20 protein-coding genes are annotated in these 20,327 nt (G+C 64.2%); 14 read left to right on the forward strand and 6 right to left on the reverse strand.

The features are described 5' to 3' along the window. Positions 1-9 precede the first annotated feature (9 nt). From choW to ACM6UT_RS01045, 6 genes are all read left to right on the forward strand, one after another. Positions 10-882 (forward strand): choline ABC transporter permease subunit, encoded by an 873-nt coding sequence (choW, locus tag ACM6UT_RS01020; RefSeq protein WP_416795514.1) that lies wholly within the window; start codon positions 10-12, stop codon positions 880-882. Continuing rightward, positions 882-1,928, forward strand: coding sequence for a choline ABC transporter ATP-binding protein (gene choV, locus ACM6UT_RS01025; protein WP_416795515.1), 1,047 nt, complete (start codon positions 882-884; stop codon positions 1,926-1,928). The genes choW and choV overlap by 1 nt, the downstream gene beginning before the upstream one ends. A 118-nt stretch (positions 1,929-2,046) precedes the next feature. Further along, positions 2,047-2,796 (forward strand): HugZ family pyridoxamine 5'-phosphate oxidase, encoded by a 750-nt coding sequence (locus tag ACM6UT_RS01030; RefSeq protein ID WP_416795516.1) that lies wholly within the window; start codon positions 2,047-2,049, stop codon positions 2,794-2,796. A 115-nt stretch (positions 2,797-2,911) separates the two neighbouring features. Further along, positions 2,912-3,229, forward strand: coding sequence for an ArsR/SmtB family transcription factor (locus ACM6UT_RS01035; RefSeq protein ID WP_416795517.1), 318 nt, complete (start codon positions 2,912-2,914; stop codon positions 3,227-3,229). Positions 3,230-3,599: 370 nt separating this feature from the next. After that, positions 3,600-4,928, forward strand: a complete 1,329-nt coding sequence (gene aptA, locus ACM6UT_RS01040; protein ID WP_416795518.1) for an omega-aminotransferase AptA — start codon at positions 3,600-3,602, stop codon at positions 4,926-4,928. Positions 4,929-5,141: 213 nt separating this feature from the next. Next, a complete protein-coding gene (locus ACM6UT_RS01045; RefSeq protein WP_416795519.1) occupies positions 5,142-6,248 on the forward strand; it encodes a branched-chain amino acid ABC transporter substrate-binding protein in 1,107 nt (368 codons plus the stop codon). A 113-nt stretch (positions 6,249-6,361) separates the two neighbouring features. Here ACM6UT_RS01045 and ACM6UT_RS01050 read toward each other — a convergent pair whose 3' ends face one another. Then, a complete protein-coding gene (locus ACM6UT_RS01050) occupies positions 6,362-7,159 on the reverse strand; it encodes an SDR family NAD(P)-dependent oxidoreductase (protein ID WP_416795520.1) in 798 nt (265 codons plus the stop codon). Between the two features lie 234 nt (positions 7,160-7,393). Between ACM6UT_RS01050 and ACM6UT_RS01055 the strand changes: the two genes are divergently transcribed. The 7 genes from ACM6UT_RS01055 to eglC all read left to right on the forward strand — a co-directional run bounded on the left by ACM6UT_RS01055 (position 7,394) and on the right by eglC (position 14,000). Then, positions 7,394-7,795, forward strand: a complete 402-nt coding sequence (locus tag ACM6UT_RS01055) for a rhodanese-like domain-containing protein (RefSeq protein ID WP_416795521.1) — start codon at positions 7,394-7,396, stop codon at positions 7,793-7,795. Between the two features lie 80 nt (positions 7,796-7,875). After that, positions 7,876-8,745, forward strand: coding sequence for an aldose 1-epimerase family protein (locus tag ACM6UT_RS01060; protein ID WP_416795522.1), 870 nt, complete (start codon positions 7,876-7,878; stop codon positions 8,743-8,745). 4 nt (positions 8,746-8,749) lie between these two features. Next, positions 8,750-9,187, forward strand: a complete 438-nt coding sequence (locus ACM6UT_RS01065) for an SAM-dependent methyltransferase (RefSeq protein WP_416795523.1) — start codon at positions 8,750-8,752, stop codon at positions 9,185-9,187. A gap of 162 nt (positions 9,188-9,349) precedes the next feature. After that, entirely contained in the window at positions 9,350-10,162 is an 813-nt protein-coding gene (locus ACM6UT_RS01070) for a cyclase family protein (protein ID WP_416795524.1), read from the forward strand. After that, entirely contained in the window at positions 10,162-10,578 is a 417-nt protein-coding gene (locus ACM6UT_RS01075; RefSeq protein WP_416795525.1) for a carboxymuconolactone decarboxylase family protein, read from the forward strand. The genes ACM6UT_RS01070 and ACM6UT_RS01075 overlap by 1 nt, the downstream gene beginning before the upstream one ends. A gap of 162 nt (positions 10,579-10,740) precedes the next feature. Then, positions 10,741-12,435 (forward strand): adenine deaminase, encoded by a 1,695-nt coding sequence (gene ade / locus ACM6UT_RS01080; protein ID WP_416795526.1) that lies wholly within the window; start codon positions 10,741-10,743, stop codon positions 12,433-12,435. 137 nt (positions 12,436-12,572) lie between these two features. Continuing rightward, the gene (gene eglC / locus ACM6UT_RS01085; RefSeq protein WP_416795527.1) at positions 12,573-14,000 is read left to right on the forward strand and encodes an endo-1,3-1,4-beta-glycanase EglC; all 1,428 of its coding nucleotides are present in this window, start codon (positions 12,573-12,575) and stop codon (positions 13,998-14,000) included. A gap of 37 nt (positions 14,001-14,037) precedes the next feature. On the opposite strand, the gene aac(6') is transcribed toward eglC, so the two are convergent. Together aac(6') and bglA are read right to left on the reverse strand one after the other, a co-directional pair. Next, positions 14,038-14,541, reverse strand: a complete 504-nt coding sequence (gene aac(6') / locus ACM6UT_RS01090; protein ID WP_416795528.1) for an aminoglycoside 6'-N-acetyltransferase — start codon at positions 14,539-14,541, stop codon at positions 14,038-14,040. Then, the gene (bglA, locus tag ACM6UT_RS01095; RefSeq protein ID WP_416795529.1) at positions 14,481-16,145 is read right to left on the reverse strand and encodes a beta-galactosidase BglA; all 1,665 of its coding nucleotides are present in this window, start codon (positions 16,143-16,145) and stop codon (positions 14,481-14,483) included. Before bglA ends, aac(6') begins: the two co-directional genes overlap by 61 nt. A 185-nt stretch (positions 16,146-16,330) precedes the next feature. Between bglA and ACM6UT_RS01100 the strand changes: the two genes are divergently transcribed. After that, positions 16,331-17,377, forward strand: a complete 1,047-nt coding sequence (locus ACM6UT_RS01100) for a glycosyltransferase family 4 protein (RefSeq protein WP_416795530.1) — start codon at positions 16,331-16,333, stop codon at positions 17,375-17,377. 3 nt (positions 17,378-17,380) lie between these two features. Here the strand turns inward: ACM6UT_RS01100 and der are convergent, their stop codons facing one another. The 3 genes from der to ACM6UT_RS01115 form a co-directional block, all read right to left on the reverse strand. Then, entirely contained in the window at positions 17,381-18,805 is a 1,425-nt protein-coding gene (der, locus tag ACM6UT_RS01105; protein WP_416795531.1) for a ribosome biogenesis GTPase Der, read from the reverse strand. 34 nt (positions 18,806-18,839) lie between these two features. Continuing rightward, entirely contained in the window at positions 18,840-19,511 is a 672-nt protein-coding gene (locus ACM6UT_RS01110; RefSeq protein ID WP_416795532.1) for a tetratricopeptide repeat protein, read from the reverse strand. A gap of 106 nt (positions 19,512-19,617) precedes the next feature. Beyond that, entirely contained in the window at positions 19,618-20,196 is a 579-nt protein-coding gene (locus ACM6UT_RS01115; RefSeq protein WP_416795533.1) for an NnrU family protein, read from the reverse strand. Positions 20,197-20,327 lie beyond the last annotated feature (131 nt).

A 20,327-nucleotide genomic window follows, 5' to 3' on the forward strand; every position in this document is an offset into this window, starting at 1 on the left:
GGAACATTCATGAACTTCTTGACCGAATACAAGATCCCGATCGGGGTTGGAGCGAAGGAAGTGGTCGCCTGGCTGACCACCAACCTCAAGATCGTCTTCGATGCGATCGCCGCTGTCCTCAACGCGTCCATCAACGCCATGCTCTTCGTCCTCCAGGCGCCGTACCTGAAAGGGACCGGGTTCGAAGACCTCTATCCGCTCCTCATGATCGCCGTCTTCACGGCAGTCGCCTGGTTCATCAGACGTTCCGCGGGTGTCGCCACCTTCACGCTCGTCGGCCTTCTCATCATCTACAACCAGGGCTACTGGAAAGAGACGATGGAAACGCTGGCGCTGGTGCTCGCAGCCACCGGCGTGTCCATGGTGGTCGGCGTCCCGACCGGCATCGCTTGCGCGCGCCGCCCCTGGCTCTATGCCGGTGTGCGCCCGATGCTCGACCTCATGCAGACGATCCCGACCTTCGTCTACCTGATCCCGGCTCTCATTCTCTTCGGCCTCGGCATGGTCCCGGGCCTCATCGCGACCGTCATCTTCGCCATTCCGGCACCGATCCGCCTCACCCGGCTGGGCATCATCTCGACGCCGCCGTCGCTCGTCGAAGCTGCCGAAGCCTTCGGCGCCACCAAGACGCAGGTCCTGACGAAGGTGGAGCTCCCGTTCGCCACGCCGCAGATCATGGCAGGCCTCACGCAGACCATCATGCTGTCGCTCTCGATGGTGGTCATCGCCGCCCTCGTCGGCGCAAGCGGCCTCGGTGTGCCGGTCGTCCGCGCGCTGAACACCGTCAACATCGCCAAGGGCTTCGATTCCGGTCTCTGCATCGTCATTCTGGCCATTATTCTAGACCGTATATTCCGGTCCTCCGATGAAGGAGACGCATGATGACCGCGGTCAAGTTCGACAACGTCTCCATCGTCTTCGGCGCCAACCCGGAACGGGCGCTCGCACTGGTCGACAAGGGCAAGACGCGCGACGAAATCGGGGCCGAAACCGGCCTGGTGCTCGGCGTCGCCAATGCCTCGCTCACCATCGAGGAAGGCGAAATCCTGGTGCTGATGGGGCTCTCGGGCTCCGGCAAATCGACGCTGCTGCGCGCCGTCAACGCGCTCGCTCCGGTGGTGCGCGGCGACGTCAGCGTCTCGAACCGGGGCAAGTTCACCAATCCCTACAAGTGCGGCCCGGCCGAACTGCGCGACCTGCGCATGCATTCGGTCTCGATGGTGTTCCAGCAGTTCGGCCTCCTGCCGTGGCGGACCGTTGCCGAAAACGTCGGCTTCGGCCTCGAGCTCGCCGGTGTCTCTGATGCCGAACGCCGCCGTATCGTCGGCGAACAGCTCGAACTCGTGAACCTCACCGCCTGGGCGGACCGTAAGGTGCAGGAACTGTCGGGCGGCATGCAGCAGCGTGTCGGTCTCGCCCGTGCCTTTGCCACCGGTGCGCCGATCCTGCTGATGGACGAGCCGTTCTCCGCGCTCGACCCGCTGATCCGCAACCGCCTTCAGGACGAACTGCTCGAGTTCCAGAGCCGCCTGAAGAAGACCATCCTCTTCGTAAGCCACGACCTCGACGAAGCCTTCCGCATCGGCAACCGCATCGCCATCATGGAGGGCGGACGGATCATCCAGTGCGGCACGCCGCAGGAGATCGTCAAGAATCCGGCCGACCAATACGTTGCCGATTTCGTCCAGCACATGAACCCGATCAACATGCTGACGGCCCGTGACGTGATGCGCGTGGGCATCGACGGCGCCGCAACACGCGGTGCGGTGATGGGCACGGCAAAGCCGGAAACGCCGCTCGTCGACATCCTCGACGCGATGGCGCGTCAACCTGGCGCAATCGGCGTGGTTGACAACGGCGCGATCATCGGCTCGATTTCCGCCGAGGACATCGTGGCCGGGCTGACGAGGCATCGGCAGAGAGGCTGAACGGCGCGAAGACAAACGTCGGTGTCGCAGCGTTCGGCGGCACCGGTACGATCGGGCGCCGGGCGAAAGACGAGGCAACTGCCGCCGGCCTTTCGAACGGGACAGGCGAGCGGAAGACATGACGGACAAACCATCGGTCATTCGGGAAACCGACGACGAGGCGCGCAGCCTCGCCCGGCGGCTGCTGCGCTCGGCACGCTATGTCGCCCTCGCCGTCCTCGACCCGGAAACGGGTTTCCCCTTCGTGAGCCGCGTGCTGCTCGGCACGGATACCGACGGCTCGGCCATGATCCTCGTCTCGGCGCTCTCGGCGCACACGCGGGCCCTGAAAAACGATCCGCGCGCCTCGCTCCTGGCAGGCGTTCCCGGCAAGGGCGATCCCCTCGCCCATCCCCGCGTGACGGTCCAGTGTCTCGCCGAAGCCGTCGATCGCGACAGCCCCGAGCATGCACGGATGCGGGCGCGCTTCATCGCCCGCCATCCGAAGTCCGGGCTCTACATCGACTTCGGCGACTTCGGCTTCTTCCGGCTCATACCGCAGTCGGCAAGCCTCAACGGAGGGTTCGGCCGCGCCTATCTGTTGACCGGCGAAGACTTCCGGATCGTCGCGCCGGAGGCCGGAGACATCGCCGGACACGAGGCGGAGGCATTACAAGATTTAGCTGAAACGGCGCCGGAACTGGCCAATGCGATCGCCACCGCCAGATGCGGTCAAAAGCCCGGAAAATGGGCGTTTTGCGGGCTCGACATGGCCGGAATCGACCTGACGTGCGGCGATTCACTCATTCGTTACGAATTCGGTCGCTTAATTACCAGGCGCAAGGATCTGTTATCAGCCCTGGCTAATACAGAAAAACCGATACCTTAAATTTAGGCATATACAATTTTTCTTGGATCGCTAGAGTTTCGTCGTGGCTTATTTCACTGATTGTAAATGACGCCTTCACAACTGGAAGGCGTCATGCATAGGGAAGACTGAACGTATGAAGACCAAATCATTGTCAGAACAATCGACCGTTGCAGCAGGACTTCTGTCCGCGATGGCAAACCCCAAGCGACTTATGATCCTCTGCAGCCTCGTCAAGGGCGAGGTGCCGGTTGGGGTTCTCGCAACCCAGGTTGGGCTCAGCCAGTCGGCGCTGTCCCAGCATCTGTCGAAGTTGCGTGCGCAGAAGCTCGTGAAGACGCGGCGCGACGCACAGACGATTTACTATTCCAGTTCCTCGGAATCCGTCATCAAGATTCTCGAGACGCTGGAAGACATTTATTGCCAGAAAACTACTAACAAGACGGCCGCATAAGCAAGAAGCCCGCATGAGGGGACGAAGATGCTGTCGAGGGCGGTGAACGCCGAACTCGATACAGCGGCGATTTCAACTGACGAGCATGCTAACGACGCTGGCCGGCGGATCCGCGATCTGCCGGCCATTGTTTTTCGCGGCGCTACGTCGAGGCGGCGGACGGCAACCGCCGATCGCGGCGAAGGCCCGCTCCTTCCAGTGATTTCCGCAGCCATCCATAACCGCCGAACAGGGCATTCATGACGTTTTGTGATGGCGGGTTGACGCTCGTCCATGCCTTGATAATTTGACGCTGCCATTCGCTTTTTCGGCAGTTTTGCAGCCAATCGGGAAATGGCCGCCCGCCAAATCAACGGCCATGGAGAGCATCATGTCCAACCGCCTGAATTCCACCCCCAACGATCTGCGCGCCTTCTGGATGCCGTTCACGGCAAACCGGCAGTTCAAGAAAGCGCCGCGCATGTTCGTCGGGGCGAAGGATATGTACTACACCACACACGATGGACGACAGGTGCTCGACGGCACCGCCGGTCTTTGGTGTGTGAACGCCGGCCACTGCCGTCCGCAGATCACCGAGGCGATCCGCGAGCAGGCAGGTGAACTCGACTACGCACCGGCCTTCCAGCTCGGCCATCCGAAGGCCTTCGAGCTCGCCAACCGGCTGGTCGATATCGCCCCGGACGGCATGAGCCACGTCTTCTACACCAATTCCGGCTCTGAGTCGGTCGACACCGCGCTCAAGATCGCGCTCGCCTACCAGCGCGTGAAGGGTGAAGGCACGCGCACACGCCTGATCGGCCGCGAACGTGGCTATCACGGCATCAACTTCGGCGGTATGTCGGTCGGCGGCATCGTCGGCAATCGCAAGATGTTCGGCACACTGCTCGCCGGCGTCGACCATATCCGCCATACCCACCAGCCGGACAAGAACGCCTTCACCAAGGGGCAGCCGGAATACGGCGCCGAACTCGCCGACGATCTGGAACGTCTGGTCAACCTGCACGACGCTTCGACGATCGCAGCCGTCATCGTCGAGCCGGTCGCCGGCTCCACCGGCGTCCTGATCCCGCCGAAGGGTTATCTGCAGCGCCTGCGCGAAATCTGCGACAAGTACGGCATCCTGCTGATCTTCGACGAAGTCATCACCGGCTTCGGCCGCCTCGGCACGCCGTTTGCGACGCAGTATTTCGATGTGAAGCCGGACATCATCACCACCGCCAAGGGGCTTACCAACGGCGTGATCCCGATGGGTGCCGTCTTCGTCACCTCCGAGATCCACGACGCCTTCATGAGCGGCCCGGAGCACCTCATCGAGTTCGCCCACGGCTACACCTATTCCGGCAACCCGATCGCGTCCGCGGCCGGTATCGGCACGCTCAACACCTATCGCGACGAAGGCTTGCTCACCCGCGCCTCCGAGCTCGCCCCCTACTGGGAAGAACAACTCCACGCCCTGCGGGACTGCCCGAACGTGATCGATATCCGCAACATCGGCCTCATCGGCGCAATTGAGCTCGCGCCGATCGCCGGCGAACCGACCAAGCGCGCCTTCAACGCCTTCCTCAAGGCCTATGAGGATGGCCTGCTGATCCGCACCACGGGCGACATCATCGCGCTGTCGCCGCCGCTGATCATCACCAAGGACCAGATCGATGAGCTCTTCGGCAAGCTTCGCAAGGTGCTGCTGAACAACATTTGATCCACAAGTTACCTCCCCCGCCCGGCGGGGGAGGCGCCCCCCGCGGCATCTTTGCGCGCACGGCACGTTACTTTTCCTCGCCTTTCGCACTATTGTCGCATCCGTGACTTCGATAACCATCAATGAAGCACCGACCCGGCGGCTCCAAACTGGGAACTGCCGGAGACAAACGGTGCCGAGCCAGGGCCGGAGTGCCCATCCAAGGAGACGAAAATGAACCTGAAATTCTTGACGGGCACTGCCCTGGTTGCCTCATTGGCATTCACACAGGCAGCCCATGCCGAGATTGTCCTCGGCCTGATTGCACCGCTGACCGGTCCGGTCGCCGCCTATGGCGAGCAGGTGAAGAACGGCGCCGAAACCGCCGTTAAGGAGATCAACAAGAAGGGCGGCATTCTCGGCGAACAAGTCGTCCTGAAGGTCGCCGACGACGCCGGTGAACCGAAGCAGGGCGTTTCGGCCGCGAACCAGCTGGTCGGCGAAGGCGTCCGCTTCGTCGTCGGTCCGGTGACCTCGGGCGTCGCCATTCCGGCCTCGGACGTGCTGGCCGAAAACGGCGTGCTGATGGTCACGCCCACCGCGACCGCTCCGGACCTGACCAACCGCGGCCTCACCAACATCCTGCGCACCTGCGGCCGTGACGACCAGCAGGCGGAAGTCGCCGCGAAATACGTGCTCGGCGCGTTCAAGGACAAGAAGATCGCCATCATCAACGACAAGGGTCAGTACGGCAAAGGTCTCGCCGATGCCTTCAAGAAGACGCTGAACGAAGGCGGCATCACTGAAGTCTTCAACGACGCACTCACGCCTGGCGACAAGGACTTCAGCGCGCTGACCACCCGCCTCAAGACGGAGAACGTCGACGTCGTCTACTTCGGCGGCTACCATCCGGAGGCCGGCCTGCTCGTCCGGCAGATGCGCGACGTCAACGTCAACGCGACGCTGATCGGCGGCGACGGCCTGTCGAACACCGAGTTCTGGACGATCGGCACCGACGCCGCGGCTGGCACCGTCTTCACCAACGCCTCCGACGCACTGAAGAACCCGGACTCGAAGGCTGCCGCCGATGCGCTCGCCGCGGCCAACATTCCGGCCGAAGCCTTCACGCTCAACGCCTATGCGGCCGTCGAAGTGCTGAAGGCCGGTATCGAGAAGGCCGGAAGCGCTGAAGATGCGGCAGCCGTCGCAACCGCGCTGAAGAGCGGCGAACCGATCGCAACCGCGATCGGCAAGGTCACCTACGGCGAGAGCGGCGACCTCACCTCGCAGGCCTTCTCGCTCTACAAGTGGGAAGACGGCAAGATCGTCTCGGCTGAGTAAGGTCGCGAAACGACAGAGAATCGGGAAGGCGGCTGGCGACAGCCGCCTTCTTGCGTTTCGGGCGAGGCAAGACCCTGAGTAAAGATCGGATGCGGTGGCCGGCTGACGCCCCCTCAGTCCGCGATCATGCCCGAGGTGAGGTTCACATATGCGGCCGTCATGGCCCGCGCCCTATCCGACATCAGGAAGACGGCCGTTTGGGCAACGTCCTTCAGCGTGGGCAAGCGTCCGAGCATGGTCGTTCCGGCCGCAGCGCCGAGCCATTCATCAACGGTCATGCCCATTGCGGCCGCCTTCGGCGCAAACAGCTTCGTGGTGTACGAACCGGCCTTCGGCGCATCCGCGAGCGCGTGCGGACCGAGACAGATTGCGCGGATGTTGCGCGAACCGAGCTCGGCGGCGAGCACCCGGGTAAATGCCTCGACGCCAGCCGACGCGACGCTGTTTCCAAGATGGCCCGGCACGGCGGTGCGGCCTCCCGGGGTCGTCAGCGTCAGCACGAGACCCTGGCGCGTCTTGCCCATATGCGGCAGGGCCGCCTTCGTCGTGTTGAACAGCGAAGCGAGAACGCCATCGACCGGGACCATGAAGGTGTCGACATCGAGAGCGTCGATCGGGGTACCCTGGTCATGCGGCACACTCGTCGCATCCATGACGACATCGATTTCGTCAACACCCGCCGCGATCCCGGCGACCGTCCGACCGACCAGATCGGGCTGCTTCGTGTCCACCACGAAGGTTTCGAGCGTCCCCTGCCCGGCGTCGAGCGCGCAGGCCGCTGCTGCAAGCCGCCCGGCATCGCGTCCTCCGATAAAGACCCGTGCGCCCTCGGCGAGGCAGGCACCGGCGACAGCGGAGCCGATCGCTCCCGAGCCTCCGAATATGACAATGTTCTTGTTAGAGAGAAGCATGAGGACCTCCAGGGGCTGGGGCACAGGGCAAGGTTTGCCACCGTCACGGATTTAATTCAACCATATGGTTGAATATCTCCTTTCATAGATCGCAACAGGAAGATAGTCAACCATATGGTTGAATGTGCTGTACCACGTTCGACCAAGGCATCCGGTGACACCGTCGGCCGGGCTGCTATGGTCCCATGTCGAGACAGACCGGCAGACGGCGTCCCTGCACCGGAGGAGGACAGAATGAAGAAGGGTTACAAGGCGTTGCTCGAAGAGGCGAATGCGGTTGTCGAGGTGATCGACGCTGCAGAGGCGAAGACGCTGCACGGCCAGAGCGACGTTGTCTTCGTCGATCTGCGCGATCCCCGGGAGCGCGAACGGGAGGGCACGATCGAGGGTGCCTTCTCCTGTCCTCGCGGCATGCTGGAATTCTGGATCGACCCGGAAAGCCCCTACCACAAGCCGGTTTTCGCTGGAGACAGCCGCTTCGTCTTCTTCTGCGCCAGCGGCTGGCGCTCCGCGCTCGCGACGAAGACGGCGCAGGACATGGGGTTGGAGCGCGCCTGTCATCTGGATGGCGGCTTCACCGCATGGCGGGCCGCCGGCCATCCGGTCGAGGCGGTGGTGGCGAAGCCGCGGACGTGAACCGGAACGGGCCGCTCGTTGCCGCTGGCGATGACGGCCACGCTTGCGCTATGGTCGATGCGTGAAAGGCGGGTGTCACCATGTCCGGGACGATTCTGATCGAGAACGAAGAGCTTGCCGTGGAGGTGCGACACCTCGGCGCCGAGATGCAGTCGCTGCGAACTGCAGACGGTCGCGACTTTCTCTGGAACGGCGATGCCCGATGGTGGACGGGCCGTTCGCCGATCCTCTTCCCCATCGTCGGAAAGGCGCCGGGCGATCTCATCGCTGTCAACGGCAAGACCTATCCCATGGCGCAGCACGGCTTTGCCCGGCGGCAGGTCTTCGACCTCGTCGATCGCACGAAAGCCGCCTGCCGGCACCGCCTCGCCTCGACGGAGGCGACGCGCGAGGTCTATCCCTTCGATTTCAGCCTCGTGGTCGAGCATCGCCTTGATGGCCGCAAGCTGACCGTCACCGCCGAGGTGAACAATCCGGGAGACGGGCCGCTGCCCTTCGGCATCGGCTTCCACCCGGCGTTTCTCTGGCCCCTGCCCGGCGCCGCCGGCAAGGCACATCGGGTAGTCCTCGACAACGGTGCCGAACCGGGCGTCGTGCAACTGGAAAACGGCCTCATCGGAAAGACGCTGCACGGCTCGCCCTTCGAGGCAGGGCGGCTGGAACTCGCGCCCTCGCTCTTCGAGAACGACGCCCTGATCTTTCCCGAAGGCGCCGGCACCGGCCTCACCTACGGCACAGACGACGGACCGACGCTGCATTTCACCTTCGAGAACCTCCCCATTGTCGCGCTCTGGCAGAAACCCGGCGCGCCCTTCCTCTGCATCGAACCCTGGCATGGCATGGCGGCGCATGCCGGCGGCACGGCCGAACTGGTCGAGCGTCCCTATACGGTGGCTCTCGCCGCGGGTGAGAGCATGCGCTTCGGATTTGCGGTGGAGATCGGGGAGTAGGTCAATGGCGACACGGGCATCGCAACGTCTCATCGAGATCGCCGATGCCCTGCCGCTGACGTGCGGCATGCGTATCCTCGAGATCGGCTGCGGACCGGGTGTCCTCGCCCGTCTGATCGCCGAGCGGCTGTCGGGCGAATGCTTCGTTCTGGGTATAGACCGCTCCGCCAAGGCCGTGGCGGCGGCGGGCGCGTCGGTCACCGCCTTTGCCTTTCCGGCTGCCTTGTCGTTCCGGCAGGCGAGCGCGGAGGAGTTTGCACTGGGCGAAGGCGAGGACCCGTTCGACCTTGCTGTGGCGATCCGCGTCGGCGCCCTCGACGGCCGCCACCCCGAAGCCGAGGAGCAAGCGTTGAAGAGGATTGCCGCCGCTCTCGCACCGCATGGCAGGCTGTTCATCGACGGCGGTCATCCGCTGACGGAACTGGCACGTCCACTCGCCTGACCCGGTTCGAACCCGACAGCTCGAAATAGCTTGGCACTTTTTGCCTTCTGTTGAGAAAGCCCTTCCTCCCGACCTGCTCTGGGGGCAGGCCCTGCCACTTGCCGAACCTTCCCCATCCGCTACTCTCATTCCTGCCAGTCCACTTGGAGAGGATGAAACCCGATGTGCAATCATTGCGTGATCGAGAATGTGAAGCAGAACATGCTGTCGCGACGCTCCCTGTTCAAGGGCATGGCGATAGCGGGCGCCGCGGTCGTAGGGAGCGGCGTGAAGACGCCTGTCCTCGCGCAGCAGAGCACGAGCAAGGTGGTCGACCTGACCCACGCCTATGACGGGTCCTTCCCGACCTTCGACGGTAAACCGGGCATCGAATACGAGTGGGCGGTGGAGATCGCGAAAAGCGGCTACCAGTTGCACAAGCTGACGATCATCGAACACACCGGCACGCATGTCGACGCGCCGTTCCATTTCAGCGCCGACGGCGCAAGCGTGGACCAGCTCGAACCGCAGAAGCTCGTGGCGCCGCTCGCCATCATCGACATCACCGACCGGGCGAAGGACGATGCCAACGCGACGGTCGAGGCCGCAGACATCGAGGCCTGGATCAGCGCCAACGGCGAGCTCCCGGCGGGCGCGGTCGTGGCATTGCGATCCGGCTGGTCGAAGAAGGTGACGGACCCGTCCTTCCGCGGCGACGCAGCCGGAAACTTCGCCTTCCCCGGCTTTGGCAAGTCGGCGACAGATCTGCTCGCGACGCTCGACGTCACCGCCATCGGCGTCGACACCCTGTCCCTCGATCCCGGCAACTCGGCCGATTTCGCCGTGCACAACTCCTGGCTGCCGGCCGGGCGCTACGGGATCGAATGCCTGAACAATCTCGAGGAACTGCCGGTCAAGGGCGCGACGATCGTCGTCGGCGCGCCGAAGCACAAGGGCGGAACCGGCGGCCCTGCTCGCGTCCTGGCGCTTGTCTGATGGCGGTCTTTCCCCTGCTCACCGACGAGGAGGCGAGTGCGGAAGCGCTCGCCGTCTTCAACGAGATCCGCGAACGCCGCGGGACCGATTACGTCAACAACTTCTGGCGGGCGCTGGCCCATGATCCGACCCAGCTTCGGGCCGTCTGGGAGAAGGCGCAATCGGTCATGGCACCGGGTGCGCTCGACCCTCTGGTCAAGGAGCTGATCTATATCGCCGTGTCGGTCGTTAACGGTTGCAGCTATTGCATCCACTCCCATTCGGCGGCGGCCAGGGCGAAAGGTCTGACACCGCAGATGCACGCCGAGCTTCTCGACGTCATCGCGCTCGCCAGCCAGACGAACGCGCTCGCGGTCGCGCTCGGCGTCCCCGTCGACGCCCGCTTCGATGCGACGCAGGCCGACGCGGACCGATAGGTCGGGGCCGGTTCCGGCGGAAGCCGATCCGAAGTGGCGCCGGGAAAACGGTGCCGCACGCGGGTGTATCCACGCCATGCGAACGTCGAGACGACGCCCCTTCCCGATGCCCCTCGCCAGCCGCTACACTGATGCCGGATGGACAAGAATCGGAGACGCCGCATGACCGACCTCGAACGCCGCATCGACCAGGGAACGGGACGCGAGCCGGCCGACATCGTGCTCAAGGGCGGGCGCTTCTTCGACCTCGTTACCGGAGAGCTCGTCGCATCGGACATCGCCATCTGCGGCGAAACGGTCGTCGGCAGCTGCGGCGATTATCGCGGACGCGAGGAGATCGATATTTCCGGCCGCATCGTCGTGCCGGGCTTCATCGACACCCATCTCCACATCGAATCCTCGCTGGTGACGCCGCACGAGTTCGACCGCTGCGTCCTGCCCTACGGCGTCACGACGGTGATCTGCGATCCGCACGAGATCGCCAACGTCCTCGGCACGGAGGGCATCCAGTTCTTCCTCGACAGCGCGCTCGAAACGATCATGGACATCCGCGTCCAGCTCTCCTCCTGCGTGCCGGCGACCCATCTCGAAACTTCCGGCGCTGACCTGCCGATCGAGCGGCTCCTGCCCTTCCGCAGCCACCCGAAGGTGATCGGGCTTGCCGAATTCATGAATTTTCCGGGCGTGATCCACAAGGATCCCGTCTGCATGGCGAAACTCGAAGCCTTCCAGGGCGGCCATATCGACGGCCATTCGCCGCTTCTGTCCGGCAACGACCTGAACGGCTACCTCTCCGCCGGCATCCGCACCGATCACGAATGCACCACGGCTGCAGAAGCGCTCGAAAAGATCCGCAAGGGCATGCACATCCTCGTGCGCGAGGGATCGGTGTCGAAGGACCTGCACGCCCTGATGTCGATCCTCACCGAGCGGCTCTCGCCTTTCCTGGCGCTCTGCACCGACGACCGCAACCCGCTCGACATCGCCGAACAGGGCCATCTCGACTACATGATCCGCGAGGCGATCAGAAACGGGGTCGACCCGGTCGTCGTCTACCGCGCCGCCTCGATTTCCGCCGCACGCGCCTTCGGGCTTCGCGACCGCGGCCTCGTCGCGCCGGGCTGGCGTGCCGACCTCGCGGTCGTCGACAGCCTCGAAAACTGCAAGGCCGAGATGGTGTTTGCCGCTGGCCGGCGTGTGACGCCCGAGCTCTTCGCCACCCGCAAGCCGGTCGCCCCCGTCGGCCTCGACAGCGTCAAGGCGCGGATCGTGAAGGCGGCCGACTTCGGCGTGCCGGTCACGGAGGGCGAGACGCCGGTGATCGGCGTCCTGCCCGGTAAGATCATCACCGAGCACCGCCGCTACCGCCTGCCCTCCATCGGCAACCAGACCGCCGTCGATCTCGACCGTGACATCATCAAGGTCGCCGTCATCGAGCGTCACGGCAAGAACGGCAACCAGGCCAACGGCTTTGTCCAGGGCTTCGGGCTGAAACGCGGTGCGATCGCCTCGACCGTCGGGCACGACAGCCACAATATCTGCGTCGTCGGCGTCGGCGAGGACGACATGGCACTCGCCGCCAACCGCTTGGGCGAGATCAAGGGCGGCTTCGTGGTGGTCGACGGCGGCAAGGTGACGGGCGAAATCGCCCTCCCCGTCGCCGGGCTCATGAGCCTCGAACCGTATGAGACCGTGCGCGACACGCTCCATCATCTCCGCCAGGCGGCCTATGCGCTCGGCACCACGCTGCAGGAGCCTTTCCTGCAGGTCGCCTTCCTGCCTCTCCCCGTCATCCCGCATCTGAAGATTTCCGACCGCGGCATGGTCGACGTCGACAAATTCATGCTGCTCGGGTGAGACAACGCGCCGGGTGCCGCTGAGAGAACCTTTTCGCACCTGCGAGATTTTCTTCGGCAAGCATACTGACGAACGCACATCCACATGCTACGGTTGTGCAAGGTGGGCTCGGGAATCACAAACGCAAGAGGTATCCCATGGCCCGATCCGTCGAAAACGCTCTCGGCATCCCCCTCTATTACAGCGGCTCCTCCACCGCCTGGTTCTCCGCCACCGGCTCCGGCCCGAGCCTTTACGGCACTGCAGGAAACGATTCGATCTGGGGGGACAGCTCCGTCAACGTCACCATGTACGGCGGAACCGGCGACGACATCTACTATCTCTACTCGACGATCAACCGCGCCGTGGAGGCGCCGGGCGAAGGCATCGATACGATCAACACCTGGATGAGCTACACGCTGCCGGAGAATTTCGAGAACCTCACCGTCACCGGTGACGTGCGCCACGCCTTCGGCAACGACCTCGACAACATCATCAGCGGGTCCTCGAACCGGCAGACCTTCGACGGCGGTGCCGGCAACGACGTACTGAAGGGTGGTGGCGGCGCCGACATCTTCATCGTCGACAAGGGCAACGGCAGCGACCTCATTACCGATTTTCGCGCCGACGACACGATCCGACTCGAAGGCTATGCCTTCACCTCTTTCGCCCAGGTCTCCTCTCACCTGACCCAGGAAGGCACCGACGTCCGGCTCGATCTCGGAGACGGCGAAAGCCTCGTCTTTGCCGACATCTCGGTCGGGGACCTTAGCGCGAACCAGTTCCGGCTCTCCCTCGATCGCTCCCAGCTGACGCAAACCTTCTCGGACGACTTCAACACGCTCTCGCTGAACGACGGCAATGGCGGGACATGGGACCCGAAATTCTGGTGGGCGCCGGAGAAGGGAAGCACCCTGCCCGGCAACGGCGAACTGCAGTGGTACATCAACCCGGCCTATGAAGGCACATCAAAGGTCAATCCCTTCTCCGTGGAGAACGGCGTCCTGACGATCACCGCCGAACAGGCATCGCCTTCGATCCAGGCGGAGATCGACGGCTATGACTACACATCCGGCATGTTGACGACCCATTCCTCCTTCGCGCAGACCTACGGCTATTTCGAAATCCGTGCCGACATGCCGGACGAACGGGGAACCTGGCCGGCCTTCTGGCTACTGCCGGCCGACGGCTCCTGGCCGCCCGAACTCGACGTCGTGGAGATGCGGGGACAGGACCCGAACACGATGCACGTGAGCGTTCACTCGAACGAGACCGGCCAGCGTACGACGACGTCGACGGCCGTCCAGGTCTCGGGCACCGAGGGCTTTCACAATTACGGCGTGCTTTGGACGGAAGAGGAAATCGTCTGGTATTTCGACGACGTAGCAGTCGCACGCGCCGATACGCCGACCGACATGCACGACCCGATGTACATGATCGTCAACCTCGCCGTCGGCGGATCGGCCGGAACACCTCCCGACGGACTTGCGGGTGGTGCCGAGATGCAGATCGACTACATCAGGGCCTATGCGTTGGACGACGTCATGCCGGCGCAGCAACAGCATACGTCGGAATGGCTGGTTTGAGCAGCGCCTGTCGACGGGAGACGGAAAGCGGAACCGGTCACAGCTCCTTGCGGAAATAGACCACCCGCTCCGTCTCCTCGAAGCCGAGGTCTCTGTGCATCGCGTGCGAGATTGTGTTGGCGAGATCGGCGTCGGAGGCAAGCTCCCGCACGCCGATCTCCCGCGCCCAGCCCTCGACGGCGGCAACGAGCCGTCCGGCGACGCCGCGACGACGGTGCTCGGGCGCGACGAAGATGCCTTCGAGAAAGACGACCGGCGAGGTTTCGCAACCGTTGACGTAATCGTGGCGAAGGCTCGCCTCGGCCAAGCCGGAAACAACGCCGCCCTCCTCCCACAGGAAGACAGCGCAGCGGTCGGCGGCCTCCAGCATGGCCACCTGCTCCGCGGAAAGCGCGTCTGCCGGGATGTCCGGCCAGAGCTGCAGGCGCAGCCTCCCCCATGCGTCGAGATCGTCGACAGTTGCGCGGCGGACCTCCATGCTCATACCCTCATGCAGCAGCCGTCGAGGGCGCCGAGCCGCAGTTGCCCCTTCTCGACGCATCCGGAGCAGCCGGGCAGCGCCAGCACCTCCTTGATCGTGATATGAGCCGGCAGCGCCACCTCCTGCGGTCCACGGCGCATGTTGAAGACGAAGAGCAGCCGTTCCTTGCCCTTGTCGCGGATGAAGGCAAGCACGTCCTCTTCCAGATCGACGAAGGTCAGGCCGCCTTCGATGACCGCCGCATGCGCCTTCCGGAAGGCGATCGTCCGGCGATAGAGGTTGAGGAGCGAATCCTCATCTCCCTCCTGCACCTCCACCGACAGGGCCTTGTGCTCGCGCGGCACCGGCAGCCAGGTCTTGCGCCCCGACGAGAAGCCCGCATGGTTGCCGCCGGAGGTCCAGACCATCGGCGTGCGGGACCCGTCACGCCCCTTGTAGGCCGGCCAGAAGCGGATGCCGTAGGGGTCGCGCAGGTCCTCGAAGGAAAGCTCCGCCTCCGGCAATCCCAGTTCCTCGCCCTGATAGAGGCAGATGGAGCCGCGCAGCGCCGCGAGAATGCTGATCGAGAGCCTGGCCACGGCCTCGCGCTCGTCGGCCGATTGCGCAAAACGGCTGGCATGGCGGATGACGTCGTGATTGGAAAACGCCCAGCAGATCCACCCGTCGGAGATCATCTTTTCCGCCGCGCCGACGCAAGCGCGGATGTGGTTCGCGGTGAAGTCCGGCGAGAGGAGGTCGAAGGTATAGCACATGTGCAGCTTGTCGCCGCCGCCGGTATAGGCGGCGACCGTCTTCAGCGAGCGGGCGCCGTCCCCCACCTCCCCGACCGTCGTGCGTCCCGGATAGCGATCGATCAGGGCCCTCAGCCTTTCGAGGAAGACGAGGTTCTCCGGCTGCGTCTTGTCGTAGAGGTGGTTCTGCATTCCGTAGGGGTTGACGTCGGGCGCATCGAGGCCCGGCGCATCGTCGTCCTTCACCATCGCCGGATTGTCCCGGAGTTCCCGGTCGTGGAAGAAGTAGTTGACCGTGTCGAGGCGGAAGCCGTCCACTCCGCGTTTGAGCCAGAACTCGACCACCTTGAGGAGGGCCGCCTGAACCTCCGGATTGTGGAAGTTGAGGTCCGGCTGGCTCGCGAGGAAATTGTGCATGTAATACTGCTTGCGAACGCCATCCCACTCCCAGGCCGGCCCGCCGAACACCGAAAGCCAGTTGTTGGGCGCCGTGCCGTCCGGCTTCGGATCGGCCCAGACATACCAGTCCGCCTTCGGATTGTTGCGGCGGGAGCGGCTTTCTTCGAACCAGGGGTGCCGGTCCGATGTATGCGACAGCACCTGGTCGATGATGACCTTGAGGCCGAGACGGTGCGCCTCCTTCATCAGTTCGTCGAAATCGCCAAGCGTCCCGAACATCGGGTCGACGTCGCAATAGTCCGCGACGTCATAGCCCATGTCGGCCATAGGCGACGTGAAGAACGGCGAGAGCCAGATGGCATCCACCCCGAGCGAGGCGATGTAGCCGAGGCGCTGCGTCACCCCCTTGAGATCGCCGATGCCATCGCCGTTCGTGTCCTGGAAGGATCGCGGATAGACTTGGTAGATCGTGGCGCCCCGCCACCAGTCCGGTCGGCTGGTTCGGGCACTGCCTTTGCGGTCGGGAGAGGGCATCGAGGTTCTTTCGGTTCGCGCCGGTCGGAATTCCTTGCAGGCAGTATAGGCGAAGGCGGAAACGAGGCCAGCACCCGCCGTTGTCAACAGGCGTATGACATCAACCTGTAACACTGCGGCCACATAAAGCCTGAAGAAAGCGGAAGGTTCCCGCCTTCCGGCGCCGTGGAGAAGTTCGTCCGGGCATGCCCAGAATTGTCATCGTCACCGACGCATGGCGGCCGCAGGTCAACGGCGTCGTCCGGTCCATCGAGAACACCAATCGCGAACTCACGCGCATGGGCGTCGACGTCGCGATGGTCACGCCGGACGCCTATCCGAGTATCCCGATGCCGACCTATCCGGAGATCAGGCTGTCGATGGCGCGTTACGGTCGTGTCGCCCGCGCCATAGAGAGCCACGCGCCGGATTACGTCCACATCGCGACGGAGGGGCCGCTCGGGCTGATGGCGCGCCACTGGTGCCTGAAACACGGCATGGGCTTCTCGACCACCTACCACACCCGCTTTCCGGAATATGTCGCAGCCCGCATTCCGGTGCCGATGTCCTGGCTCTACGCCTATGTCCGCTGGTTCCACAACGGCGGCGGCGTCTGCATGGTGGCGACGGAGAGCCTGAAACAGGAGCTCGAGGGGCACGGGCTCGACAATCTCCGCCTCTGGAGCCGCGGCATCGATCTCGACCTCTTTCACCCGAGGCCTCGCACGGAGCGCCCCTTCGGCCTGCCGCGACCGATCTTCATGACGGTCGGGCGAGTCGCGGTGGAAAAGAACCTGCCGGTCTTTCTCGATCTCGACCTGCCGGGCTCGAAGGTGGTGGTCGGCGACGGTCCCGAACGGGAAAACCTTCAGAAACGCTATCCGGACGTCACCTTCACCGGTGCGAGGTTCGGCGAAGAACTCGCCGCGTCTTATGCGCAAGCCGACGTCTTCGTCTTTCCCTCCCGCACCGACACCTTCGGCAACACCATCCTGGAAGCCCTCGCCTCCGGCGTGCCGGTTGCCGCCTTCCCCGTCACCGGGCCGGTCGACATCATTCCGGGAGACGGCAAGGCGGGCGTTCTGAAGGAGGACCTCCGCGCGGCCTGCGAGTCGGCACTCGCCTGCTCCCGCGACGACGCGAGAGCCCTTGCCGAGACGTTTTCGTGGGAGCGGGCGACGCACCAGTTTCTCGACAATGTCAGGGCCGCCAAGGTGCGGCCGCCACGGCATTGTGCGGCGGTGGCCGGTTGAGGCCTACCGCTTCTTCTTTTTGCCCTCGAACGGATTTTCGGACGCCCGCAGGTGGATGCGGATCGGCACGCCCGGCATCTGGAAATCGTTCCGGAGCCCGTTCGTCAGGTAGCGAAGATAGGATTCCGGCAGCGCTTCCGGACGGGTGCACGAGATCATGAAGGCCGGAGGCCGGGCTTTCACCTGCGTCATGTACTTGAGCTTCACCCGGCGTCCGGAGACGGCCGGCGGCGGATGCTGCACCTGCTGGCTTTCGAGCCAGCGATTGAGCTTCGCCGTCGAAATACGGCGGTTCCAGACGCGGTCGGTCTCGACCACCGACTGCATCAGCCGGTCGAGGCCGTAGCCGGTTTGTCCCGAGATCGGCACCGCGCGGATGCCGCGCACCTGCGGCAGCAGCCGCTCGGTCTTCTCGCGGAGATCCGCAAGAAATGCCTGCGGGTCTTCGATCAGGTCCCACTTGTTGAAGGCGAGCACCGGGGCACGGCCTTCGCGGGCGACGAGATCGACGAGATGCAGGTCCTGCTTCTCGAAGGGGATCGTTGCGTCGAAGACGATGATGACCAGTTCGGCGAAGCGGATCGAGCGCAGGCTGTCGGCGACGGAGAGCTTTTCGAGCTTCTCCTGCACCCTCGCCTTCTTGCGCATGCCGGCGGTGTCATACATCCTGATGGTGCGGCCGCGCCACTGCCATTCGACGGAAATGCTGTCACGGGTGATGCCCGCTTCCGGCCCGGTCAGCAGGCGATCCTCGCCGAGGAAGCGGTTGATGAGCGTCGACTTGCCGGCGTTCGGACGGCCGATGACGGCGATCCTGAGCGGCTTCGTCTCGTCGTATTCCTGCTCGACCTCCTCGTCCTCGGCAGCGCCGGCCGGCTCGCGCACGTCGACGTCGGTGACGGCCTCCTCGTCCGCTTCCGGGAAGGCGCGTTCCTCGCCGATCGCCGCGACGATCGCGTCGCGCAGGTCGAGCATGCCCTGACCATGTTCGGCCGAGATCGGGCACGGCTCGCCGAGCCCGAGGGTGAAGGCGTCATAAAAGCCGCCATCGGAGCCGCGGGCCTCCGACTTGTTGGCGACGAGCACCACCGGCTTGCCGCTCTTGCGCAGCATTTCGGCAAGCGTCTGGTCGGCCGGTGTCAGCCCGGCCTTGGCGTCGACGACAAAGAGGGTGACGTCCGCCTCGTCTATTGCGGCGCGGGTCTGCGCCCACATCCGGCCCTGCAGGGTTTCGGGGCTGGATTCTTCGAGACCGGCGGTGTCGATGATGGTGAAACGCAGGTCGATAAGCTTCGCCGCGCCGGGACGGCGGTCGCGCGTCACACCCGGCGTGTCGTCGACGAGCGCCAGCTTCTTCCCGACCAGACGGTTGAAGAGCGTGGACTTGCCGACATTCGGACGACCGACGATGGCGACGGTAAAACTCATGGACCTTGCTTTCTGGCTGCCGCCGGTGTGCCGCTTACGGCGCCTTGCCGGAGGCGACGATGTTGTCGAGCATCATCTGCGCGCGACTGGAGACGTTGCCCGGGGTTTCGTTGTCTTCGGTGATCTGCTCGAACCACTCGCGGGCCTTCGCCATGTCGCCGGCCTTGTAGGCGGCGAGCCCCAGCACTTCGCGGGCCGAGTGGCGCAGCGCCTCGCGCGGTGCTGCAAGCACCTCGACTTCGGCGGAAACCTGTTCGTAGGTGCCGGTGTCGACCAGCAGCCACGCGGCGCGAAGGTGCGCGACGTCACGGATCACCTGCGGAACGGAGTTGTCCTTGCCGATCGCGGTAAACGCGTCGATCGCCGCTTGCGTCTCACCCTTTTCTGCCTGCACGGTTGCCGCCCGCATGCGCGCGAGCACGCTGTAGGCGCCGTAGCCCTCCTTCTCGAGCGCGGCGAGTGCGGCAAGCGCCTCGTCCCGCTTGCCTTCGCTGGCCAGCGTCAGGGCCGCCAGGAACTGGTCGCCGGCGGTCGAGGACTGATGATCCTGCCAGTATTCGTAGCCGCGATATCCGGCCGTGCCGACCACGATCAGGACGGCGGCGCCGATGATGTATTTCCCGAAGCGGCGCCACACCTGCTTGACCTGATCCGAGCGAAGCTCTTCGTTCACTTCGCGGATGAAGCTGTCGTTGTTCTCAACCATGGTTGTCTCCGGCCTGACGGCCATTCATGCCTTTATGTTCGTGAGCGGCCTTCTACCCGATTTTTCGGGCCTTGTAAGTGGGAATGCCGCGAATCCTTTGCAAAGCCTACATGACGATCGGCGGAACCCCGATCAGCAGCGCATGCAGCCTGGCGATGAAGAGGCCCCAGACGATCGCGCCGATCACGATCGCCAGAAGATCGTAGCGGGCGGAAACGAACGGCCGCGGCCTCAACTCGCCCGCCTTTTCCCGCCGCTTCAGCGAAATGCGGACGACGACGCCCCAGGCGAGAAAGGCGCCGAAGAGCAGGACGGAGCGCAGGTCGCCGTTCGCCAGCAGGTGGGCGAAGGCCCAGATCTTCACCGAGAGCACCATCGGATGTTTGGTTCTGGCGGCGATGTGCCCCGCCGGAAGCAGGCTAGCCACGAGCACGATCATCGCGAGCAGCATCAGCGTCAGCGTCAGATGCGCTGTCCAGACCGGCGGATAGTAGAGGTCGACGATCGGCGCGTGCGCATAGCCGTAGACGAGCAATACCAGCGCCGCGAAACTCGCCAGCGAATAGAGCCCCTTCCAGCGCTGCTCGCCGAGCTTTGCGACCATCGCGTCGCGGAAACCGGGCGCCACGATCCGCGTCAGATGTATGCCGAGAAACAACACGATCCCAAGGATAAGCAAAGCCATCGTTCCGAACCCCGTTTTGATTGTTACCAATGGAATAGAGTGCAAGGGACGAAATTGCCAGCACGTTCAAAGCTTCGCCCCAATTTGATGACAGGAAATCCGCTCCCCCGCGAGGGCTCCGGGCAGGACGC

This window comes from Ciceribacter azotifigens (assembly GCF_048159625.1).
GTDB lineage: Bacteria > Pseudomonadota > Alphaproteobacteria > Rhizobiales > Rhizobiaceae > Allorhizobium > Allorhizobium azotifigens.

Coding starts and splice junctions, on each gene's coding strand:
- choW (WP_416795514.1), top strand. CDS start 10: ATGAACTTCTTGACCGAATACAAGATCCCGATCGGGGTTGGAGCGAAG.
- choV (WP_416795515.1), top strand. CDS start 882: ATGACCGCGGTCAAGTTCGACAACGTCTCCATCGTCTTCGGCGCCAAC.
- ACM6UT_RS01030 (WP_416795516.1), top strand. CDS start 2,047: ATGACGGACAAACCATCGGTCATTCGGGAAACCGACGACGAGGCGCGC.
- ACM6UT_RS01035 (WP_416795517.1), top strand. CDS start 2,912: ATGAAGACCAAATCATTGTCAGAACAATCGACCGTTGCAGCAGGACTT.
- aptA (WP_416795518.1), top strand. CDS start 3,600: ATGTCCAACCGCCTGAATTCCACCCCCAACGATCTGCGCGCCTTCTGG.
- ACM6UT_RS01045 (WP_416795519.1), top strand. CDS start 5,142: ATGAACCTGAAATTCTTGACGGGCACTGCCCTGGTTGCCTCATTGGCA.
- ACM6UT_RS01050 (WP_416795520.1), bottom strand. CDS start 7,159: ATGCTTCTCTCTAACAAGAACATTGTCATATTCGGAGGCTCGGGAGCG.
- ACM6UT_RS01055 (WP_416795521.1), top strand. CDS start 7,394: ATGAAGAAGGGTTACAAGGCGTTGCTCGAAGAGGCGAATGCGGTTGTC.
- ACM6UT_RS01060 (WP_416795522.1), top strand. CDS start 7,876: ATGTCCGGGACGATTCTGATCGAGAACGAAGAGCTTGCCGTGGAGGTG.
- ACM6UT_RS01065 (WP_416795523.1), top strand. CDS start 8,750: ATGGCGACACGGGCATCGCAACGTCTCATCGAGATCGCCGATGCCCTG.
- ACM6UT_RS01070 (WP_416795524.1), top strand. CDS start 9,350: ATGTGCAATCATTGCGTGATCGAGAATGTGAAGCAGAACATGCTGTCG.
- ACM6UT_RS01075 (WP_416795525.1), top strand. CDS start 10,162: ATGGCGGTCTTTCCCCTGCTCACCGACGAGGAGGCGAGTGCGGAAGCG.
- ade (WP_416795526.1), top strand. CDS start 10,741: ATGACCGACCTCGAACGCCGCATCGACCAGGGAACGGGACGCGAGCCG.
- eglC (WP_416795527.1), top strand. CDS start 12,573: ATGGCCCGATCCGTCGAAAACGCTCTCGGCATCCCCCTCTATTACAGC.
- bglA (WP_416795529.1), bottom strand. CDS start 16,145: ATGCCCTCTCCCGACCGCAAAGGCAGTGCCCGAACCAGCCGACCGGAC.
- ACM6UT_RS01100 (WP_416795530.1), top strand. CDS start 16,331: ATGCCCAGAATTGTCATCGTCACCGACGCATGGCGGCCGCAGGTCAAC.
- der (WP_416795531.1), bottom strand. CDS start 18,805: ATGAGTTTTACCGTCGCCATCGTCGGTCGTCCGAATGTCGGCAAGTCC.
- ACM6UT_RS01110 (WP_416795532.1), bottom strand. CDS start 19,511: ATGGTTGAGAACAACGACAGCTTCATCCGCGAAGTGAACGAAGAGCTT.
- ACM6UT_RS01115 (WP_416795533.1), bottom strand. CDS start 20,196: ATGGCTTTGCTTATCCTTGGGATCGTGTTGTTTCTCGGCATACATCTG.